The sequence below is a fragment of the Pseudomarimonas salicorniae genome (assembly GCF_023156535.1).
Taxonomy (GTDB): domain Bacteria; phylum Pseudomonadota; class Gammaproteobacteria; order Xanthomonadales; family Xanthomonadaceae; genus Pseudomarimonas; species Pseudomarimonas salicorniae.
On sequence record NZ_JALNMH010000005.1, the window covers coordinates 12434 to 30611 of the forward strand.

Below are 18178 nucleotides of genomic sequence, written 5' to 3' on the forward strand. Positions count from 1 at the left end.
CTAGGGCGGCCGCGTCGAGCCGGGGTTAACGCCGGTGAACGGCCGCATTGGACGCGAAGCAGACCTTCCGCAATACCCGAATGTAGGAGCCAGCTTGCTGGCGATCATCCCATCCAGGGCGCCTATCGCCAGCAAGCTGGCTCCTACGTGCAACGGCGCCGTAAGGACCGGTTTGCGCCGCAAAGCAGGCCTTACCGCAGTCGAGTTGAGGGTGCAACCGCAGGCTCAACCCTCGTCGCGGGTGACCCGCAGGACCTCGTCGAGCGAGGTGACGCCGTCGAGCAGCTTGCGCCAGCCGTCATCGAGCATCGAGGGCGTACGCTGGCGGGCGAGGCGGGTGAGTTCGGATTCGTTGCGGCCGTCGTGGATGGCCTGGCGAAGGGCCTCGTCGACCAGGACCAGTTCGTAGAGGCCGCAGCGGCCGCGGTAGCCGGCGTTGCGCCCGGCGGCCTCGGCGCTGGGACGGTAGAACGTGACGCCGGACTCCGCACCACGCCCGAGCGCCGCCAGCTCGGTGGAACTAGGCGCGTAGGATTCGCGGGTCGCCGGGTCGAGCACGCGGACCAGGCGTTGGGCGAGCACGCCGAGCAGCGATGAAGACAGCAGGAACGGCTCGATGCCCATGTCGCGCAGGCGGGTCATCGCCCCGACTGCCGAATTGGTGTGCAGGGTCGACAGCACGAGATGGCCCGTGAGCGAGGCCTGCACCGCGATCTCGGCGGTCTCGAGGTCGCGGATCTCGCCAACCATCACGACGTCCGGGTCCTGGCGCAGGATGGCGCGCAGGCCGCGGGCGAAGGTCATCTCGACGCGCGGATTGACCTGGGTCTGACCGATGCCGTCGAGGTAGTACTCGATCGGGTCCTCGACGGTCAGGATGTTGCGCGTCGCGTCGTTGAGACGCGACAGCGCGGCGTAGAGGGTGGTGGTCTTGCCGCTGCCGGTGGGACCAGTGACCAGCACGATGCCGTGCGGTCGGTGGATCAGCTGGTCGATGCGTCCGAGGGTCTCCGCGTCCATGCCGAGCTGGGCGAGGTCGAGCCGCCCGGCCTGCTTGTCGAGCAGGCGCAGCACCACGCGCTCGCCATGGCCGGCAGGGATGGTCGAGACGCGTACGTCGACCGGGCGCCCGGCGATGCGCAGGCCGATGCGGCCGTCCTGCGGCAGGCGCTTCTCGGCGATGTCGAGCTTGGCCATGACCTTGAGCCGCGAGACGACCGGCTGGGCCAGCGCGCGCTGCGGGGCGAGCACCTCGCGCAGCACGCCGTCGACGCGGAAGCGCACGACGAGGCGGTTCTCGAAGGGCTCGATATGGATGTCCGAGGCGTTCTCCTTGACCGCCTCGGTGAGCAGGGCATTGATCAGCCGGATGATCGGCGCGTCGTCCTCGCTCTCCATCAGGTCCTGCGGCTCGGGCAGGGAATCGGCGATCTCGGCCAGCGAACCGCCCTCGTCGAGGTCGGCCGCCATCATCCGCGCGTCATCGCTGCCGGTCTCGTAGAGCCGGCGCAGCAGGGTCTCGAATTCGCTGTCGCCGACAAACTCGATGCCGAGGTCCAGGCCAAGATGCCGACGCAGCTCGGCCATCGTCTCGACGCTGACGTTGCGCCGGCAGGCCACGCGTACGCGCGCGCCCTCGCGCTCCAGCACCGCCGCGCCATGGCGGCGGGCGAAGCCGAAACCGGGGCGCGCGGGAAGCGCCTGTTCGTTCGTGCTCAATCGTTCACCACGTCGGTGGACGGCGCGACCGGCAGGGCCGGCAGCACCGGCTGCTGGTTGCGATAGCGCAGCTCATGGTTCTCGCGCAGGCGGATCTGCTCGGAGCGCAGGAAGTTGTACTTCTCCGAACTGATCGCCTGTTCGGCGGCGGCGTCCCGGAGGATGGTGGGGCGCAGGAAGACCATCAGGTTGCGCTTGGACTTGCTCGAGGAGCGCGACTTGAACAGGTGGCCGAGCAGCGGGATGCGCGAGAGGCCCGGCACGCCCTGGGTGTTCTCGAGCGTTTCCTCCTGCTTGAGGCCGCCGAGGACCAGCAGGCCGCCGTCGGCCACCATCACGCTGGTGGTCAGCTCGCGCTTGTTGGTGATCAGGTCGACCGCGCCGCTGACGTTGGGCGCCAGCGAGCTGACCTCCTGCTTGAGGTCGAGACGCACGGCGTCGCCCTCGTTGACGTGCGGGGTGACGGTGAGGATCAGGCCGACATCGCGGCGGTCGACGGTCTGGAACGGGTTGGCCGGCTGGCTGACGCCGCCCTGCGTGGTGTTCGTGTACTGGCCGGTCAGGAAGGGCACTTCCTGGACCACCTTGAACTCGGCTTCCTGGTGGTCGAGCGTGACCACCGAGGGGTTCGAGAGGATGTTGGCGCGTCCGTCGCCGCGCAGCGCACGGACCAGGGCGCCCACCTGGAACACGGTCACGTCCTCACCGTTCGGCCCGATCGGCAGGGTCACGCGTCCACCGAGGTAACCGAGGTTGAGACCGCCGCCGCCCACCGCGCCGAGCGGATTGGTCAGCGCGCCGACGATGCTGTTGCCGCCCTGGCTGTTCGGGAAGTTGGTTCCGCCGATCACCCCGGACTCGTTGGCGCCACCGTCGTAGTTGGTGGTCTGCCACTGCACACCCAGTTCGTCCGCCAGGTCATCGCTGACCTCGGCAATGATCGCCTCGACCAGCACCTGCGCGCGGCGCACGTCGAGCTGGCGGACCACGGCCGCGAGTTCGCGGTAGACCGCCGGCGAGGCGGTGACGACGAGGGCATTGGTGTCCTCATGCACCTGGATGGTGGCCGGCTTGGCACCCTCGGTCTTGGCGGCGGTGCCGGTCAGGGTGTCGGCCACGCCTTCGAGGATCGGCACGATGTCCGACGCCTTGGCGTAGCGCAGGTACATCACCTGGGTGTTCTCGCCGCTGCTGAGCGGGGTGTCGAGGTGGGCGATCAGGGCCCGGTAGCGCAGCCGCTGCGACTTGTCGCCGGAGAGCAGCACCGAGTTGGTGCGGTCATCGGCCACCAGCTTGAAAGTGTTGTTGTTGAGCTGGGCCGCCGCCGCACCGCCCGGCGCATCGAAGGAGGACAGCGTACGAGCCACCTCGGCCGCGGACGCATGCCGCAGCGGAATGATCTCGACCTCGGCATCCGAAGCGGTATCGATGCGCGCGATCAGCGCCGACAGCCGGTCGACGTTGCCGGCGCGGTCGGTGATCAGCAGCGAGTTGCTGCTGCCGTGGGCCTGGAAATGGCCCTGCTGCGGCATCAGCGGACGCAGCAGTTCGACCAGCTGCTGGGCCGGCACATGCTTGACCGTGATCAGCCGGGTGACCAGTTCGTCCTTGCCGCTGCTGGCGCGGGCCGCGGTCCCGCCGTCCTGCACGGCCATGGCGTCGGGCAGGATCTTGACCATTTGGCCACCCGCCGGCACCGCAGCGAAACCGTGCACGCGCAGCACCGACTGGAAGGTCTCGTACAGCTCGGCCGCGTCCATCGGCTTGCTGGAGATCACCGTGACCTTGCCCTCGACCCGCGGGTCGACGATGAAGCTCTTGCCGGTGATCTCGCTGACCGTCTGGATCAGCACGCCGATGTCGGCGCCCTTGAGGTTCAGCGTGTGCCGCCCTTCCTGGCTGGCTACGCCCCTGGGCGTGGCGTCGCCCGCCTGCGGCAGGTGGACCACCGGCGGCTCCTGGGCCGAGAGGGTGGAGGCGGCGCCCAGCAGGCAGGCAAGGCAAAGCGGCTTCAGTCGCATCGGAAATCCCCCGGGTGTTGCGTCTACAGGCCGACGGTCAGGGTCTGCACCTGGCCGTCTCGGCGAATCGTAAGGCTAAGCTGGCTCGCGCTCTGCAGCATGCGCATCAGCTCCGGCTGCCGCTGCGGGCCATCCAGCGGGATGCCGTTGACAGCGGTGATCAGGTCGGTGCTGCGCAGGCCGGTGCGCGAAAGGATGTCGGAGTCACGGCCCACGGTCAGGCGCACGCCGGCGAAGCGTCCGTTCTCGATCACCGGCTGCACGTTGACCTGGCGCGCCAGCTCGGCGACGTCGGTGCCGGTGGCGGCGCGCAGCGATTCGAGCGAGGGCATGCCGGTGCTGATCACCGGATTGACGAAGGGGTTGCCCGGGCTGCCCGGCATGGCGCCGGGGGCGCGCGGCCCCCCGCTTGCGGGCACCGGCGGCCGCGGCGCGGCGGCGACGCCGCCCGGCGCCGTCGATGCATCCTGGGCCGCGCCCGGCGGCAGCAGGCTCAGGCCTTCGTCGACACCGCCGCGGGAGAGCAGCACACGGCCGGCATAGATCGCGGTGAGGGTGGCATCCCCGGGCAGGCTGTCGCCCACCCGGTAGGCGGCCTCGGCGCCGCTGGCATCGGCAATGATGGCAATGCCGCCGTCGCTGCTGTCGAGGTTGAGGGTGCCGCGCAGGACCAGCTGCAGGGCGGTTTCGGGCGCCTGCTGGGTGCGCTGGGCGAGGCTGCTCAGCGAGCCGGGGTTGCCGAACAGATGCCACTGCGAGAGCGGCACATCGGGGCCGCGGACGCCGCGCGGGGCGAGATCGGGATCCGCCGGCAGGACCGGCTCGGGCAGGGTCGGCCCGCCGACCAGCAGCACGAGCAGCCGCGCAGCGCACCACAGCAGCACCCCCAGCGCCAGCGCGATCAGGGCACGCGGCCACCAGGGCGACTCGGCGTGCAGCAGGCGGGGCAGTTCGGTGGCGTGCATCCGGTGGGCGTTGCGGCGGAGAGGCCGAACTCTAGCAGAGGCAGCCCGCGCTGGCCTCGCCCCCGGCCACGCGCGAGGCCCGAGGGAAGCAATGGGCGCAAAGAAGACCTTCCACAACACCCGAATGTAGGAGCCAGCTTGCTGGCGATCGTCCCATCCGGGGCGCCTATCGCCAGCAAGCTGGCTCCTACAGCGGGACCGGGGCGAATGCGAACTTCGCGCCCGAATCGGACCTCAGCGCCGCAGCATCGGCTGCCAGCGCAGGTAGGTCAGCGTGCGCCACAGCCACTCGGCCGGGCCGAAGCGGAAGCGGGCCAGCCACCAGTGGCTGAGGGCCACCTGCGCGGCGAACAGGGCCAGCACGAAGAGCGGCTGCCAGGCCCGCGGCAGCTGCTCGAAGTAGCCGAGACCATAGCCATAGAAGAGCCCGACGCAGATCAGCGACTGCATGAGGTAGTTGGTCAGCGCCATCTGCCCGGCCGGGGCCAGCACCGCCAGCCGCTCGCGCCAGACCGGCTGCTGCAGGGCGAGCACGATGCTCGATAGGTAGGCAAGGCAAAGCAGGAGGCTGGCCACGGCCATGAGCGCGGCGGCACCGGTGGCTTCGAAATCCATCCGCCCCCAGTCCATCGTCGGCACCTGCCAGAAGGACAGGATGGCGGCGGGCAGGCCGAGCAGGAAACCGTACAGGCGCAGGTTGCGGAACAGGGGGAGATGATCGGCCGGCTCGAGCAGGGCGCCGGAGCGGATCAGGCCGACACCGATCAGGAACATGCCCAGCACCTGAGGGCCGAAGAACATGAAGTAGCCAAGGAAGTCGCCGGTGTCGCTGATCCGCTGCGCGGTGGCCGCGGCGAAGCTGCCCTCCGGGCCGTACGCAGCGCGCTGCGCCGCCACTACCTCGGCAAAGTCCGCGCGCGCCTCCGCCGAACCCTGGGCGAAAGCCTCGGCGCTGGCCGGATCGAATGAGGCCAGCCAGGCAAAACAGGACAGCAGCAGGAACAACGCGCTGGGCACCAGGTAGAGGGCGATGCCCCACTTCGGCGCTCGCGAAGCCGGGGTGCGGCGAAAGAACAGCAGCAGCAGCATGCCGGTCAGGGCGTAGCTGACCAGGATGTCACCCGCCCAGATCCACAGCGCGTGGACCAGACCGATGCCGAGCAGCACCAGCAGCCGGCGCAGGTACAGCCAGCCGCCGCCGCTGCCGCGGGCCTCGGCGCGCTGCAGGATCAGGGCGAAGCCGGCGCCGAAGAGCAGGGAGAACAGGGTGTAGAACTTGCCCTGGACCAGAACGTAGATCAGCGCATCGACCCAGCGGTCGGCGCCGCTGAGTTCGGGGTTCAGCCCGAGCAGGCTGATGTTGAGCGGACCCACGAACCCCTCGATGTTCATCAGCAGGATGCCGATCAGGGCAAAGCCGCGCAGCACGTCGAGCTGCAGCGCACGGTCCGCGGAGCGGGTCGGTACAAGCGGTTCCATCGATGTTCCCCTGGCTGGATCGGCGGTTTGCCGGCTCGGCCCATCCCCGGGCCGCCGGCAAGACTACATGCTGCGCAGCCGCGCGGCGAAGGCCTGGGCCACCGGCAGGCGCTCGGGCCGGTCGCGCAGGCACAGCTCGTGGCGGCCCAGCTCGTTCTTCTCGAAGGCGCGGATCTGCGCCACCCGGACCACCACGCTGCGGTGCACCTGCCAGAACTGCTGGCTGTCGAGCTGGGCGACCAGCTCCTTGAGCGGCGTCCGGATCAGCGCCTCGCCCTGCCCGGTGACCACCCGGGTCAGTTTGTCCTGGGACTGGAAGTACAGGACCTCCTCGATGCCCACCAGGCGCACGCTGTCGCCGAGCTGGGCGGTGATCCACTGCAGGGTGCCCGACTCGGCAGGGCCCAGTCGCTCGGGCAGGCCGGACGGCGCCTGGCGCTGCTGCAGCCTTTCGCGCACCCGCTCCAACGCGAGTTCCAGGCGGTCGCGGCGCAGCGGCTTCAGTACATAGTCGACCGCGCCGGCCTCGAAGGCGCGCACTGCGTACTCGTCGTAGGCGGTGGTGAACAGGACCCGGGCCCCGCCAGCGATGGCGCTGCGCGCCACCTCGAGGCCGGACAGGCCGGGCATGCGGATGTCGAGGATGGCCAGCTGCGGGCGATGCGCGGCCAGCGCCTCCAGCGCCGACAGGCCGTCCTCGCACACCGCACACAGTTCCAGCTCCGGCCAGAGCTCGCCAAGCAGCTCGACCAGGGCCTCACGCTGCGGCGCCTCGTCCTCGGCCAGCACCGCGCTCACCCGGCTCATGCGCCCCCCTCGGCGAGCGGCAGACGGATCTCGGCACGCACGCCGCCGCCAGCGGCGCGCGGCATCAGTTCAAGCCGTCCGGCCTCGCCATGACGGTCGCGCAGCTGGCCGCGCAGGTTGGCCAGGCCCACGCCCTTGCCGAGCCCGGGCTGCAGGCCGACGCCACTGTCCTCCACCGCCAGCAGCAGGGCGCCGTCGGCCTGCTGCACCTCGACCGCGATGAAGCCCGGTCCGGCCAGCGGCTCGATGCCGTGCTTGACCGCGTTCTCGACCAGGGTCAGCAGCAGCATCGGCAGCAGCGGGTGATCGGCCAGCGGACCGGGATCGGCAATCCGGTAGTCCAGCCGCCCGCCAAGGCGCAGGCGCATCAGCTCCAGATAGCTGCGGCAGGCCTCCAGCTCACGGCCCAGGGTCGAGAGGCCGACCCGGCCCTCGACGTCGAGCCGCGGCATGCAGGCGCGCAGGTGGTCGACCAGGGCATCGAGCGTCGCCTCGGCGCGGTCGGCGTCGCGGCGCAGCAGGGCGCGGATCGAGGCCAGGGTGTTGAACAGGAAGTGCGGGGCGATCTGGGCCTGCAGCAGGGACAGGCGCAGGGCGCTCTGCTGGGCGGACAGGCGCGCCTCGGCCAGCTCGGCCTCGCGGGCGCTGTCCACCACCCGGCGCTGCTCGGTGAAATATCCGCGCAGGGCCAGGCCGCCGCCGAGCAGGAAGTAGGTGCCGGCAAGGAACAGCAGGTTGACGGTGAGGCCAAGCGGCGAACGCTCCACTTTCTCGGCCTGCGTCTTCTGCGCCTCGGTGACCATTCCGGTCTCGCCGAGGCGCTGCTCGATCATCGGCTCGAGGCGGGCGGAAACCTCGCGATCGACGAAGAAGGACACCGCCATGCCGAGCAGCACCGCCACCACGACGCCGATGCGCTCCCGGCGCAGCGGCCAGCCCCGGTAGCGGACCACGGCGGCAAAGCCCGGTCCGGTGAAGCTCATCAGCATGAAGCTTCCGAACAGCATGCCGCCGCTGGCGAGCCCGAGCTCGAGGTCCTCGCTGGTCGCCCAGGTTCCGAGCAGGGTGAGCAGACCCAGGCCCCCGATGGGCAAGGCGAACAGGGCGGCGCGGCGCAGCAGCCAGGGGCGACTGAACACCGGGTACTGCCGGTAGCCGAACCAGCCCTGCATGCCACCGACCACCGCCGAGGACGGCAGTGGCCGGTCCAGCCCATAGCGGGGCGTTTCACTCATTGCGTTCGCCACGCATCACCTGTCCGCCCTGGTGCAGGGCAAGACGCCTGACCGCGCCGTCCTCGCCGCGGTCGAAGCGGATCTCGATGCCGAAGGCGTCGGCGCGGAACACGTCCTCACCGGCGGGGGCGAGGGCGAAGGCGCCCTGTCCGGTGGCCTGGGCCATCAGGGTGGCGTTTTCGACGAAGACCTTGAGCGCGAAGCCGGGCATCAGCGGATAGCGGCCAGCATAGTCGGCGAGCGCTGCGGCCTCGGCGGTCGGCACCCCGGCTTCGATCCGGCTCGCCGGCGTCGCGGCGCCGCCCTGCAGCCAGATGAAGCCGACCCGCTCGCCGTTGACCTGCGGCCGCAGCACGGCGTCGAAGGCCAGTGGGTAGAAGTCCCCGGCGCTGTCATAGCGCATCTCGAAGGCCGGCTGGCCCTCGGCCTGGATCTCCAGGGCCCCGTCGCGCTGCCGCAGGCTCATCTTCAGGCCGCCTTCGAGCCGCCAATCGCCTGCCAACTTGTCCAGCAGTTCCACCGGCGGGCTGGCGACGCGGCGCGGTTCGCCCAGCGGCACGCGCTCGTCGAGCAGGTGCAGGCCGACCGAGCCGAGCCCGCCGAGCGAGGTCATCGCGGTGTCGGAGAGCACCACCACGCCGCGCGAGCGGTCGGCACGAAAGGCGACGAAGCTGGAGAAGCCGCCGGTGCCACCCTCGTGGGCCAGCACCCTGGCCCCGTTCAGCGGGGCGATCATCCAGCCCATGGCCATCGGCGGCTGGCCCTCGACGTGCACCGGCTGCTGACTGGCGCGGATGCTCGCGTCGAGCGGGCTCTCGCGCCGACCCATCTGCGCCTCCAGGTAGCGGACCATATCGTCCAGCGAGGCGCGCACGCCGCCAACCCCGGCCAGGGCCGGGTCGAAATCCCAGGCCGACGTCGACTCGCCGTTGGGCAGATGGCCGGTGACGCGCTCCACGCCCTTGGGTGGCTTGCCGACGAAGCTGCGCATGCCCAAGGGGGCGAACACCTGCTCGGCGACCAGGGCATCGAAGTGCTTGCCGGCGACCCGGCCGATAATGTCCGAGAGCAGCATGGCGCCGAGGTTGGAGTACTCGAACGCCTCGCCCGGGGCGCGCCTCGGGCGGAGCCCGTCGAGGCCGGCGTACAGGGCCTTGCGGTCGATGTCGCGGTAGGGGTTGGACGGATCGCGGATCTGCCAGCCCGGCGCCAGCGAAGGCAGGCCCGAGGTGTGGGTGAGCAGATGGCGCAGGGTGATCGGCGCTTCGCCGTGCCGAGACAGGCTCACGCCCTCGGGCAGGTGACGCTCGGCGGGATCGTCCAGCGACAGCTTGCCGGCCTCGACCAGCTGCTGGAGCAGCAGGCCGTTGAAGGTCTTGCTCACCGAACCGATCTCGAACGCGGTGGCGGCATCGAGCTTGCCCGCGCGATCCGGATCGGCGCAGGCCACCGCGCGGGACACGCCGCCGGCATCGATTACGGCCGCGGCGAAGCAGGCGCCGGTGCGGTCACCGTCGAGGCGGGAAGCCAGCTTGGCGGCGAGGGCGGCATCGTCCATCGCCATGCCCGGGCTCACCAGGGCAACGGACAATGCAAGGCTGATCAGGGGCGTGGGCAACATCGGGGATCTCCGGTGTGGGATGACCTTAGCCTAGGAATCCGCCATCGGCGACGTGCGGCCGTGCGACGAAGCCCGTCCCTGGCGCGATGAATCCCGCCGCGGCGTGACGAAGCCCGGCCCGGGCAGGGCTACACTCGCCGCCGGACCGTTCGGGAACCTGCCCATGCTGCCTGCCCTGCTGCGCCCCTTTGCGCTTGTCGCCACCCTCCTCGGCGCCCTGCCGGCCAGCGCCGAGACGGTGTGGATCACCGCCGAGCGCGCGCTGGATGCCCGCAGTGGCCGCTGGATCGAGCGCCCCGGCATCCGCGTCGAGGACGGCCGGATCGCCGCCATCGAGGCAGGCTCCGCCGGCAAGCCGGCCCCCGAGGGAATCCGCCACGTCGACCTGCCCGGGCTCAGCCTGCTGCCCGGCCTGATCGACATGCATACCCACCTCGACAGCGACCCGCGCTATGGCGGCTACACCGGCCTGCAGTTCAGCGACCGCTTCTGGTCGGTGATCGCCGTGCCGAACGCCCGCAAGACCCTGATGGCGGGGTTCACCACCGTGCGCAACGTCGGCGCCGATGCCTTCAACGACGTCGGCCTGCGCCAGGCGATCGAGGAAGGCCACGTCCGCGGGCCGCGCATCATCACCGCCACCCACAGTTTCGGCGCCACCGGCGGGCACTGCGACTCGACCTTCTTCCCGCCCTCGATGGACCAGAAGAGCCCGTACAACGCCGACAGCCCGGCCGAGGGCCGCAAGCGGGTCCGGGAACTGCGCAAGCACGGCGCCCAGGTGATCAAGATCTGCGCCACCGGCGGCGTGTTCTCGCGCAACACCGAACCCGGCCAGCAGCAGCTTGCCGAGGCCGAGATGCGCGCCATCGTCGAGGAAGCGCACCAGTGGGGGCTGAAGGTCGCCGCCCACGCCCACGGCGCTGCCGGCATCAAGGCGGCCATCCGCGCCGGCGTCGACACCATCGAGCACGCCAGCCTGATCGACGACGAGGGCATCGCGCTGGCCAGGAAGCACGGCACCTTCCTGTCGATGGACATCTACAACACCGAGTACACCCAGTCCGAGGGCAAGAAGAACGGCGTGCTCGAGGACAACCTGCGCAAGGACCGCGAGATCGCCGAACTGCAGCGCGAGAACTTCCGCCGCGCCCACCAGGCCGGCGTTCGGATGGTCTACGGCACCGATACCGGCGTCTATCCGCACGGCCAGAACGGCCGCCAGTTCGCGGTGATGGTGCGCTACGGAATGACCCCGATCGAGGCCATCCGCGCGGCCACGGTCAATGCCGCCGAGGCCCTGGGCCGCAGCGATCTGGGCGCCATCGAGGCCGGCCACCACGCCGACCTGATCGGCGTACGCGGCAACCCGCTCGAGGACATCCGCCTGCTGGAGAAGGTGCCGGTGGTGATCCAGGGCGGCCGGGTGGTGAAGCAGGCGGCATGGACCGGGGAAGCAGATCGCCCGGCACGCCGCCCGGCAGCCTGACCATCACGATTGGGACGGATCGCCGAAATCGCCACAGGCGCGTGACTGTCGCGCCCGGCACGCTCCGGCTGGCCCGTCCAGTGAGGCAGGAACCGACCCCGCCACCCCGTTCGCCCTGAGGTATCGAAGGGCGAACCCACCGTACCGCAGGGGCAGGCTTCCCTGCCCGCCCGGACCTGGTGAGTAGCGCATCGTCAGCGGAGACTCCGTTCGCCCCGCAGCATCGAAGGAAACACCTCGGCGCCGACGTCGTTCGCCCTGAGGTATCGAAGGGCGAACGCACCGCCCCGCGGGGGCGGGCTTCCCTGCCCGCCGCCGCCGATCGCTCAGGCCACCGCCACCGGCTCCAGCCGGCCGAAGCGCCCGGCCTGGAAGTCGACCATCGCCTGGCGGATCTCGGCCTCGCTGTTCATCACGAAGGGCCCATAGCCGGCGATCGGCTCGTTCAGTGGCTCCCCGCCGAGAACCAGTACCAGTGCCTCCTCGCTGGCCCGCAGCTGCAGGACGTCCTCTTCGCTCGACAGCCGGACCAGCTCGCCGCGGCCCGCCGAGTGGCCGTCGATCTCGATTCGGCCACGCAGCACCACCAGCGCGGCGCTGTGCCCCGCGGGCAGGCTGAGCCGTGCCTCGCCGTTGGCCGGCAGGGCGATGTCCCAGACCTCCAGCGGCGACTGGGTCCGCGCCGCGCCCTCGCGGCCGTCGAAGGCGCCGGCGATCAGCCTCAGCCGTCCGCCACCCGGCAGCTCGACCACCGGAATGTCCCGGCCGCGGATGTCCTGGTAGCCCGGCCGCATCATCTTCTTCGCCGCCGGCAGGTTGACCCACAGCTGGACCATCTCCAGCGTGCCACCGCGCCCGGTGAAGTCGCGGGAGTGGAACTCCTCGTGGAGAATCCCCGAGGCCGCGGTCATCCACTGCACGTCGCCCGCGCCCAGCGCGCCGCTGTTGCCGGCGCTGTCGCGGTGCTCCAGCTCGCCCTGGTAGACGATGCTCACGGTCTCGAAGCCGCGATGCGGATGCACCCCGACCCCGCGCGGCTGCCCGGCCGGTGCGAAGTCGTAGGGTCCCGCATGATCGAGCAGCAGGAACGGACTCAGTTCACGGCCCAGCTGCTGATAGGAAAACACCGAACGCACCGGAAAACCGTTGCCGACCCAGTGCATGGGTGGCGGTGCATGGATGGACACGACGCGCTTCATTGAAGCTCTCCTGATTCCGACTGCCGCACAGCATCCCCCCGGCAGTCGCCGGGAAACAGCCTCGCCGATGCAACGCTGCGTTGCGGGGTCGGGCGGGCGGCGGACTGGGATGAAACCTGGCCGCCCTGCGGCTTTCGCCGACCGGCGCTCCCCGATCGGCCGGAGCGCCCCGAGCGGCCGATTCGGGCGCATATTTGCCGTTCGCTGCGGCCTCGGATGGGCAGGCTTTTCGTAGGAGCGGACATGGCCGTGACCACGGAGATTCGCCCTGGCCACGGTCTGTGGAGACCACGCCACGCCACGCCGCGGTCGCGCCCATGTGCGCTCCTACAGTCGGACTTCGCTGCGCGTCGGCGAATCGCCATAGGGTGTGCCTTGGCCTTGGCGCACCGATACGGGCGTTCGGGCGGTACGCCCGGTGCGGCCAGCCGCACTCTATGAATGGATTCCTTGGGCCCGATCCAGCCCCTGCCCGACAGCCAGCCCATAAGCAGATGCCGACGCCCCTGTGCTGCACTGCGTCATCTGGTGCACACTCGGGAGCCCTTCGCTCCGAGCTGAGGCAAACGTGTCTGCTGCAACCGTTCCGGTCGCCCACAAATTCGGCGGATCCAGCCTGGCCGACGCGCAGCGCATCGCGCATGTCGCCGATGTCCTGACCGCCCGCGACGATCCCACCCAGATCATCGTGGTCTCGGCCATGCAGGGCGTCACCGACGCGCTGATCGCCCTGGTCCACGCCGCGAGCAGCGACCCGGAGACCGCGCAGGGCCAGCTGCAGACGCTGATCGAACGCCACCGCAAGACGGCCCACGCCCTGCTCGGCGAGCAGGAGGCCGAGCTGCTCGGACGCCTGGAGCGCGACTGGAACGACCTCACCGCCCTGCTCCGCGCGGCCCACCTGCTCAGCCATCCTTCGGCTGACCTGCTCGACTACGTGCAGGGCCTCGGCGAGGTCTGGTCGGCGCAGCTGCTGGCCGCCCTGCTGCGCGCCCGTGGTGAGGATGCCGGCTGGCTGGACGCGCGTGAAGTGCTGGTGGTGGAGCCGGGGCAACTCGGCATGGGCGTCGACTGGGCGCTCAGCGAGGCGCGGCTTGCCGACTGGCAGCAGCGCCACGCGCCGGTCCGCCATCTGGTGGTCACCGGCTTCGTCGCCCGCTCTGGGAACGGCCGCCCGACCACCCTTGGGCGCAACGGCAGCGACTACTCCGGGGCGATCTTCGCCCGCCTGTTCGCCTGCAGCGCCCTGCACATCTGGACCGACGTCGACGGCGTGTTGAGTGCCGACCCGCGCCTGGTGCCCGATGCGGTACTGCTGCCTCGGATGAGCTATGACGAGGCCTTCGAGCTGGCCTATTTCGGCGCCAAGGTGGTCCACCCCGGCACCATGAGCCCGGTGCTCGAGCGGGGCATTCCGGTCTACGTGCGGAATACCTTCAAGCCGGAGCTGGAAGGCACCCGGATCGGCCCGGAGCAGCAGGACGAGAATGGTCCGGTCAAGGGCCTGACCATTGCCCCCCAGCTGGCCCTGGTCGAGGTCGAGGGCACCGGCATGATCGGCGTGCCGGGCACGGCCGAGCGCGTCTTCGGCGCCCTGCGCGGTGCCGGCGTATCGGTGGTGATGATCGCCCAGGCAAGCTCCGAGCATTCGATCTGCTGCGCGGTGAGGTCGGCCGACGCCGGTCGCGCGGTCGGCGTGCTGCGCCAGGCCTTTGCCCAGGAGCTGGCCGCCGGGCTGATCCAGTCGATCGAGGCCGAGGGCGGGGTCGCCGTACTGGCCGCGGTGGGCGACGGCATGGCCGGCCATCCGGGCGTCGCCGCGCGGCTGTTCGCCGGCCTTGCCCATGCCGAGGTCAATGTCCGGGCGATCGCCCAGGGCGGATCGGAGCGCAATATCTCGGTGGCCATCCGCGAGGCCGACGCAGCCCGCGCGCTGCGCGCCGTGCACTCCGGATTCTGGCTGTCGCCGCAGACCATCAGCGTGGGCGTGATCGGTCCGGGCCAGGTCGGCAGCGAGTTCCTCGACCAGCTGGCTTCGGCCGCGGGTCGCCTGCTCGAGGCCCATCAGCTCGACCTGCGCCTGCGCGGCATCGCCGGCAGCAGCCGCATGCACCTAGCCGACCGCTGCGTCGACTGGCCGAACTGGCGGTCCCAGTACGTCGAGGCCGCGACGCCCCTGGACCTCGACGCCTTCACCGCGCACATCAAGGCGCCACACCTGCCACACGCGATGATCATCGACTGCTCGGCCAGCGCCGAGGTGGCGGCGCGCTATGCCGGCTGGCTGGCCGAGGGCATCCACGTGGTCACCCCGAACAAGCAGGCCGGCAGCGCGCCGCTGTCGCAGTACCGCGCCGCCCGCGCCGCGGCCCGCCGCGCCCACTGGCGCTACGAGGCCACGGTCGGCGCCGGCCTGCCGATCATCGGCACCCTGCGCGATCTGATCGACACCGGCGACGAGATCCTCGCCATCGAGGGCATCTTCAGCGGCACGCTGAGCTACCTGTTCAACAGCTTCGACGGCAGCAAACCGTTCTCCGAGCTGGTGCTGGACGCGCGGGGCAAGGGCTTTACCGAACCCGACCCGCGCGATGACCTGTCGGGCATGGACGTGGCCCGCAAGCTGGTGATCCTTGCCCGCGAGTGGGGCCAGGACATCGAGCTTGGCGATGTCGACCTGGTCGGCCTGGTGCCCGAACACCTGGCTACGCTGGACAAGGACGCCTTCCTCGAGCGCGCCCACGAGATGGATGCCGACCTGACCGCCCGCGCCGAGTCGGCCCGTGCCAAGCAGCACGTGCTGCGCTTCGTCGCCCGTGTCGACGGGGCCGGGGCCAAGGTCGGACTGGTGGAGCTGCCGATGGACCACGCCTTCGCCCACCTGAAGCCCACCGACAACATCGTCCAGTTCACCACCCGCCGCTACCGCGACAATCCGCTTGTGGTCCAGGGCCCGGGCGCCGGCACCGCGGTCACCGCCGCCGGCGTCTTCGCCGACCTGCTGCGCATTGCCCAGGCGCTGGGCTCGCGGTTCTGATCGCCATGGCGATGGAGCATCCTGAGGACAGGGCTCGCGCCCCGGATCAGCGCCTGCACGGGGACGAGGCCAAGGTGCCGGGTAGCCGGCGAGGCCCGATCATGAGCCGCTTCGTCCACTCCACCGCACGCGCCTTCTCCCCGGCCAGCGTCGGCAATATCGGCATCGGCTTCGACCTGCTCGGCCATGCGCTCAGCGGCGCCGGGGATTCGGTGGAAGTACGGGTGGTGGACGCACCCGGAGTGCGCATCGAGTCTATCGAGGGCTCGGATCGACCCCTGCCCAAGGCCGCAGAGGAGAACACCGCGGGCGCTGCCCTGCTGTCGATGCTGGCGGCGCTGGGCTCGGAGCAGGGCCTGACCCTGCGCATCGAGAAGGGCATTCCGTTCGGCTCAGGCATGGGCGGATCGGCCGCTTCGGCGGTCGCCGCGGTGGTCGCCGCCAATGCCCTGCTGGCCGAGCCGCTTCAGGTCGAGGCGCTGTACCACCACGCGCTGGAAGGCGAGTCGGTGGCCAGCGGCAGCCGGCACGGCGACAACGTGGCGCCCATGCTGCTCGGCGGCGTGGCCATGGCGGTGGGCGAACGTGCGCCGCTGAAGCTGGACGTGCCGCCGCTGCTGTACTGCGCGCACGTGCATCCGCACTGCGCGATCGAGACCCGCCACGCCCGCGCCGCGCTGGCCGGACATTACGAGCTGGGCGAGTTCATCGCCCAGAGCGGGCATCTGGCCCTGGTCCTGACCGGTCTGGCCCGCGCTGACCGGGCGCTGATCGCGGCCGGGCTCGATGACGTCCTGATCGAGCCGCGCCGGGCCCGGCTGATTCCCGGCTTCGCTGAGGTGAAGCAGGCGGCCCTGGACGCCGGCGCGTTGGGCGCCTCGATCTCCGGGGCGGGACCCAGCGTGTTCGCCTGGTGCTGGGGCGAGAACGATGCCCGGCGCGCCGCCGATGCGATGCGCTCGGCGTTTGCCGGGGCCGGTCTCGAAAGCGACCTGCTGGTCGGTCCGGTCGACGCCCCCGGTGCCCGGGTAACCCATGTGGCGTAGCCCGGGTCCGTCCTGCACCGCTGCCCGTAGGAGCCAGCTTGCTGGCGATCGGCAGCTGGCAAACCCCTCATCGCCAGCAAGCTGGCTCCTACGGCGGGCGGACTCTGCTTGTTGCGACACTGGAACCCGTCCATGAAGTTCATCAGCACCCGCGGCGACGCACCCGCCGTTTCACTCTCCGAAGCGCTGACCCTGGGCCTCGCGCCGGACGGCGGGCTCTACCTGCCCGGGCACTGGCCGGCGCCGCAGGACTGGGACGAGCCGCTGCCGATTCCCGAAGCCGCGATCCGCCTGCTCGGTCCGTTTTTCGAGGGCGACGCCCTGCAGGACGCGCTGCCGGCGATCTGCCGCGAGGCACTCGACCTGCCGGCGCCGCTGGTCGCCTCGAAGGATCCGGGCCTGTACCTGCTGGAGCTGTTCCACGGCCCCACCGCCGCCTTCAAGGACTTCGCCGCGCGCTTCCTGGCCGCCTGCCTTGCCCGGCTGCGCGGGCCGTCCGACCCGGTGCTGACCATCCTGGTGGCCACCAGCGGCGACACCGGCGGCGCGGTCGCCGCCGCCTTTCACCGGCGCCCCGGCTTCCGCGTCGTCGTGCTCTATCCCGACGGCAAGGTCTCGGCGCGCCAGGCCCATCAGCTCGGCGCCTTCGGCGACAACGTGCACACCTTCCGCGTCGCCGGCAGCTTCGACGACTGCCAGGCCATGGTGAAGGCAGCCTTTGCCGATCAGGGCCTGCGCTCGCAGGTGCCGCTGTCCTCGGCCAACTCGATCAGCCTCGGCCGCCTGCTGCCGCAGATGAGCTACTACGCCGCGGCGTCGCTGCGCTGGCAGGTGCTGCATGCCGAGCCGGCCCACTTCGTCATCCCCACCGGCAACCTCGGTAATGCCCTGGCCTGCGTGCTGGCGCGGCGGCTGGGCCTGCCGATCGGCGAGATCGCGCTGGCGGCCAATGCCAACCGCGTACTGCCGGACCTGCTGCGGACCGGCGAGTATCGGCCGCAGCCATCGATCCCGACCCTCGCAAATGCGATGGACGTCGGCGCACCGAGCAACCTCGAGCGCCTGCGCGCCCTGCACCCGGAGCTGGCCGACCTGCGCGCCCAGGTCAGCGCCGACAGCGTCGACGACGACGCCCTGCGCGAGGTCATGGGCCACGCCGAGGAACGCTACGGCCACGTGGTCTGCCCGCACACTGCCGCCGCCCTGAAGCTGATCGAGCGGCGCCGGGACGCCGGTGATCGGCGACCCTATGTCGCCGTGGCCACCGCCCATCCGGCCAAGTTCGACAGCGTGGTCGAGCCCTGCGTCGGCCACGCCGTGGCGGCGCCCCCAGCGCTATCGTCCATCCTCGAGCGGCCGAGCCGGGCCGACCCATTGGCCGCCGACGCCGACGCACTGGCCGCGGTGCTGCGCCGGCTCTAGCCCTGGCCAACGGAACGCACCATGCCGGTGCGTTCGTACACGCTTGGTGCGTTTGTGCTGCAATAGCACTTGCACGGTGCGTTTCGGCTACCTTGAATCAATCACTTGCAGCCGATTGCACTTGGCACGCACTTTGCT

12 protein-coding genes are annotated in these 18178 nt (G+C 70.7%); 4 read left to right on the forward strand and 8 right to left on the reverse strand.

What is annotated here, in order from left to right; all coding sequences use genetic code 11:
- Nucleotides 1-225: 225 nt before the first annotated feature.
- The 7 genes from gspE to M0G41_RS07045 form a co-directional block, all read right to left on the reverse strand.
- Nucleotides 226-1719: a type II secretion system ATPase GspE gene (gene gspE, locus M0G41_RS07015; protein ID WP_282452784.1), complete on the reverse strand. Its 1494-nt coding sequence runs from the start codon at nucleotides 1717-1719 to the stop codon at nucleotides 226-228.
- Entirely contained in the window at nucleotides 1716-3740 is a 2025-nt protein-coding gene (gspD, locus tag M0G41_RS07020; protein WP_248206947.1) for a type II secretion system secretin GspD, read from the reverse strand. Before gspD ends, gspE begins: the two co-directional genes overlap by 4 nt.
- A 23-nt stretch (nucleotides 3741-3763) precedes the next feature.
- Entirely contained in the window at nucleotides 3764-4705 is a 942-nt protein-coding gene (locus tag M0G41_RS07025; RefSeq protein ID WP_248206949.1) for a type II secretion system protein N, read from the reverse strand.
- 234 nt (nucleotides 4706-4939) lie between these two features.
- Nucleotides 4940-6184, reverse strand: coding sequence for a DUF418 domain-containing protein (locus tag M0G41_RS07030; RefSeq protein WP_248206953.1), 1245 nt, complete (start codon nucleotides 6182-6184; stop codon nucleotides 4940-4942).
- A gap of 63 nt (nucleotides 6185-6247) precedes the next feature.
- Nucleotides 6248-6991, reverse strand: coding sequence for a LytR/AlgR family response regulator transcription factor (locus M0G41_RS07035; RefSeq protein ID WP_248206955.1), 744 nt, complete (start codon nucleotides 6989-6991; stop codon nucleotides 6248-6250).
- A complete protein-coding gene (locus M0G41_RS07040) occupies nucleotides 6988-8226 on the reverse strand; it encodes a sensor histidine kinase (RefSeq protein WP_248206957.1) in 1239 nt (412 codons plus the stop codon). The genes M0G41_RS07035 and M0G41_RS07040 overlap by 4 nt, the downstream gene beginning before the upstream one ends.
- Entirely contained in the window at nucleotides 8219-9847 is a 1629-nt protein-coding gene (locus M0G41_RS07045) for a serine hydrolase domain-containing protein (RefSeq protein WP_248206959.1), read from the reverse strand. Before M0G41_RS07045 ends, M0G41_RS07040 begins: the two co-directional genes overlap by 8 nt.
- Nucleotides 9848-10010: 163 nt before the next feature.
- On the opposite strand from M0G41_RS07045, the gene M0G41_RS07050 reads away from it, so the two are divergent.
- Complete coding sequence (locus M0G41_RS07050) at nucleotides 10011-11336, forward strand: Xaa-Pro dipeptidase (RefSeq protein ID WP_248206961.1); 1326 nt, start codon at nucleotides 10011-10013, stop codon at nucleotides 11334-11336.
- Nucleotides 11337-11662: 326 nt separating this feature from the next.
- Here M0G41_RS07050 and M0G41_RS07055 read toward each other — a convergent pair whose 3' ends face one another.
- Complete coding sequence (locus M0G41_RS07055) at nucleotides 11663-12535, reverse strand: pirin family protein (RefSeq protein ID WP_248206965.1); 873 nt, start codon at nucleotides 12533-12535, stop codon at nucleotides 11663-11665.
- 523 nt (nucleotides 12536-13058) lie between these two features.
- Here M0G41_RS07055 and thrA point away from each other — a divergent pair.
- From thrA to thrC, 3 genes are all read left to right on the forward strand, one after another.
- Nucleotides 13059-15572 (forward strand): bifunctional aspartate kinase/homoserine dehydrogenase I, encoded by a 2514-nt coding sequence (gene thrA / locus M0G41_RS07060; protein ID WP_425511238.1) that lies wholly within the window; start codon nucleotides 13059-13061, stop codon nucleotides 15570-15572.
- A 101-nt stretch (nucleotides 15573-15673) separates the two neighbouring features.
- A complete protein-coding gene (locus M0G41_RS07065) occupies nucleotides 15674-16618 on the forward strand; it encodes a homoserine kinase (protein WP_248206968.1) in 945 nt (314 codons plus the stop codon).
- A 132-nt stretch (nucleotides 16619-16750) separates the two neighbouring features.
- A complete protein-coding gene (gene thrC / locus M0G41_RS07070) occupies nucleotides 16751-18040 on the forward strand; it encodes a threonine synthase (RefSeq protein ID WP_248206972.1) in 1290 nt (429 codons plus the stop codon).
- Nucleotides 18041-18178: the final 138 nt, after the last annotated feature.